This is a genomic window from Psychrobacter piechaudii (assembly GCF_900162825.1).
GTDB lineage: Bacteria > Pseudomonadota > Gammaproteobacteria > Pseudomonadales > Moraxellaceae > Psychrobacter > Psychrobacter piechaudii.
In genome coordinates, this window is record NZ_FUGE01000190.1 from 1 (window position 1) to 2,993 (window position 2,993).

General features: G+C 41.6%; 3 protein-coding genes. All 3 read left to right on the plus strand.

Annotated elements, in window-relative coordinates; translation table 11 throughout:
• Nucleotides 1-76 precede the first annotated feature (76 nt).
• On the plus strand, nt 77-1,081 hold the full coding sequence (lplA, locus tag A1019T_RS10375; protein ID WP_077451571.1) for a lipoate--protein ligase: 1,005 nt from the start codon (nt 77-79) through the stop codon (nt 1,079-1,081).
• 65 nt (nt 1,082-1,146) lie between these two features.
• Nucleotides 1,147-2,094 (plus strand): NAD(P)-dependent oxidoreductase, encoded by a 948-nt coding sequence (locus A1019T_RS10380; protein WP_077451572.1) that lies wholly within the window; start codon nt 1,147-1,149, stop codon nt 2,092-2,094.
• Between the two features lie 274 nt (nt 2,095-2,368).
• Complete coding sequence (locus tag A1019T_RS10385; protein ID WP_077451573.1) at nt 2,369-2,749, plus strand: hypothetical protein; 381 nt, start codon at nt 2,369-2,371, stop codon at nt 2,747-2,749.
• Nucleotides 2,750-2,993 lie beyond the last annotated feature (244 nt).

The window sequence follows — 2,993 nt, forward strand, 5'->3', positions numbered from 1 at the left end:
CAGCAAAAATAATGAAAGTAGTTTGTGTTTATCTAAACCCAGACTTAAAAACTATATATAACTATGGATAAAAATTATGAAACTAAGAATATTAAAATCAGAAGTAACCAACCCTTGGTTTAACCTCGCCACCGAAGACTGGATATTCCAAGAGTTGGACTCGGACACCCACATTCTGTTCTTATGGCGTAACGCGGAGACTGTGGTCATTGGCCGCTCCCAAAACCCATGGGTGGAATGTAAAACCGATAAGATGGAAGAAGATAGTGTCTATTTAGCGCGTCGTCAAAGTGGCGGTGGGGCCGTGTTTCATGACTTAGGCAACACCAACTTCACTTTTTTATCGCCCAAAGAAGACTATAACCAAGATGCCAACTTTCAAATTATCATTAATGCTCTAAAGAAACTGGGTATAGAGGCGACTCAATCGGGTCGTAATGACATGCAAGTGGGTGAGCGTAAGATATCGGGTAGTGCCTTTAAGCATGCAATTGACCGTAGTTTCCATCACGGCACTTTACTGGTTAATGCCAATATGCAAAAGCTGGGCGATTATCTAAATCCACACCCTCTGAAGCTACAAGCCAAAGGCATCAAGTCGGTCCGCTCGCGCGTGGCAAACTTAGTGGACTTTAATGACACGGTTACTCATGAGAGCTTGTCTGACGCGATTATCGAAGCTTTTTGTGAGTATTATGGGCAAACGGTAGAAGTCGAAGAATTAGATGAAGAATCCTTAAAAAGTGAACCTCATCTCAACAAATATTATGAGCAGATGGCGGACTGGGACTGGCGTTTTGGTAAAACTCCGGCCTTCTCGCATCATATCGAAACCCGCTTTGATTGGGGCATCGTTGATCTGCATTTAGATGTACAGCAAGCGGTGATTACTGATGTAGTTATCTTCTCTGATGCGTTAAATGTTGAGCTGATTGATGAATTAAAGCGGACCTTAACAGATACCAAGTACACCATCGCTGAGGTGCAAGCCAAGCTACAAGCACTGAAGAGAGAACGGACTGATTTGGCCGATCAGGTAGCTGACTTTGAGCAATGGTTAGTAGGCCAGATGACAACTTAGGTCAAGCTGTCATTGGGTAGCGGTGATCGTCAATGTAGATCAATAAAATAAGCAAGGAGGGTTTAATGAAAGCGGTCTTATTGGATGAGGAGAGATTTGCTCCAGGGATTGAGTTAACCACGCCTGAAAAGCTTGGTGAGCTGATTCGTTATCGTGGCACTGCGCAAGACAATTCGGTGATTATTGAACGTTGCCAAGATGCGGATATCATGATTGTGGGTAGCTTAAGAATTGAGCGTGAAGTGATTGAGTCTTTACCCCATCTAAAGCTAATTCATCTGACCTCTGTGGGCACAAACCAAGTGGATATTGAAGCCTGTGATGATAACGGTGTGGAAGTGTTGAACTCGCCTGGCTTTGCGACTGCAACGGTGGCTGAACACACTTTTATGCTGTTGCTCAATGCCATGCGGGCAGGGGTTAACTATCATAACAAAGTGATGGATGGCAGCTGGAAGCAAAAAGGCAGAGCAGGGGTTATACAGGCTGAGGTTATCGATTTAGAAGGTTTGACTTTAGGCCTGATTGGTCTGGGGGACATTGGTAAACGAGTCTCTAAGATTGCTGAAGCTTATGGTATGAAAGTGCTGTGGGCCGAACGTAAAGGCAAAAAACCACGTAACAATGACTACACCGATTTTGATACAGTTTTGATGCAGTCAGATATCCTAAGCTTACATTGCCCCTTAACTAAAGAGACTAAGCACCTTATTGATGCAGAGGCTATTGGAAAAATGGCTAGAAATCCAGTGGTGGTTAATGTGGCTCGCGGGAAAGTTGTCGACACCCAAGCGATGGCACAAGCCATTAAATATGAGAAGGTTTCAGGTTTTGCCACTGATGTATTCGAGCAAGAGCCTGCCGATGAGAGCGACCCTATTGTACAACTGGCGAAACAATCTCACCCCCGTGTTATTTTAAGTCCGCATTTGGGTGCAGGCAGTAAAGCTTCACAAGTAAAACTATGGCAAGTATTAACTCAGCAAATTAATGAGTTTGTTAGCCAAAACTAGCTGCTGCGCTTTAATGGGTATTGAAGACTGCTAGCCATAAAAGGTAGGGTTAATTTTGGGATGTTTGCTAATCATCAACGTAGATTTACACTAGCTAACTTAAAAAAGGGTCAGTCATCTTGTAGTATAGATTGAAATAATAAGGTAGAGAGGTTTTAAATCTCCCTGTGTTAAATAATAAGTTAAATAATAAAAATTTATAACAGCTATATTTACCTGATTATTTTATAACTACTAAATATAACCAAATTGTATAGCTAGAAGGAGTGTCATTTTGTTTGATATCAAATCATTATTAACCCGTACGGTTGAAAAAGAGTTACTGGATGTGGACGATTATATTTTTATCCCTGAGCGTTACGACTTAGAAGTTGATGATGGCATACTAAGCTGTGTGTTAAACAGCGATGGCCGTGTAGATATTTTCTTCCAAAAACATGGTATTACCGATGTGCGCTCTGCTGCGCGTAAGCATGCTTACACTAGCTTTGACAGAGAGTTGAACCTTGGTATTTATGATGATGTCATCGAAGATTTGATTAAAGATGTTAATAAAATCTTAGAAGGTAAATCTCGTTTTTTTAAACAAGAAAGAGAATTGCCAGCGACTCCAGCTTTAGGTTTGCAGTCTTATGCAGATAGTGATCATCATTAATTAGCCAGACGATTATTGAGCTAAAGGCATTATCTAACGAAAGCTTTTCGTAGCTGTTGGCAGAAACTAAAAACTGGGCCCATGGCCCTAATGCCAGTCAGTTAAGGCTGACTGGTATTTTTTTTTGGGATATTTTTGTGGTTTCCCCTTAACCACCCTCGGGCAAGATCGCTTTCTACGTTCAGGAATAACAAACAACTTTCCTTCCTCTAAAACTGCATCTAACAACTTAGGAAAGAGTCCT

What these genes read in the sequence shown, in the direction of transcription:
- A1019T_RS10380 (WP_077451572.1), top strand. Translation starts at nt 1,147, where the DNA reads ATGAAAGCGGTCTTATTGGATGAGGAGAGATTTGCTCCAGGGATTGAG.
- lplA (WP_077451571.1), top strand. Translation starts at nt 77, where the DNA reads ATGAAACTAAGAATATTAAAATCAGAAGTAACCAACCCTTGGTTTAAC.